This window comes from Enterobacter cloacae complex sp. 6730903, assembly GCF_048283985.1.
Taxonomy (GTDB): domain Bacteria; phylum Pseudomonadota; class Gammaproteobacteria; order Enterobacterales; family Enterobacteriaceae; genus Enterobacter; species Enterobacter hormaechei_C.
Genome location: NZ_JBLVXX010000232.1, coordinates 1 through 270 on the forward strand (window position 1 = coordinate 1; position 270 = coordinate 270).

General features: G+C 64.4%; 1 pseudogene. It reads right to left on the reverse strand.

Annotated features, from left to right (window positions below):
* Positions 1-228 (reverse strand): annotated as a pseudogene (locus ACNQ0W_RS25715) (hypothetical protein); the annotation flags it as partial.
* Between the last annotated feature and the right edge of the window lie 42 nt (positions 229-270).

Consider the following 270-nt stretch of genomic DNA (forward strand, 5'->3'; position numbering starts at 1 on the left):
GTTGCGCAGCGTCCTGCCGTTGGCCGCAAAGAAAGCCGCATCGTCGGCGATGAGGCTTTCGATAGTCGGCGCAACATGGGGGAGCGTCGGGGAAACGAGGATTTCGTCAGCGGCTATCGAGCGGGCCATCTCGGCGATCATGCGCCGGCGGACCTGAAGAATGTGGATGTAGTCGGGCGCGGTGATCTTCTCGCCGGTCAACGAGCGGGAGACGACGCGCTGATCCATTCCGGCCGCATCCTCGCCGTGTAGCCGTTCGCGATGCAGCGC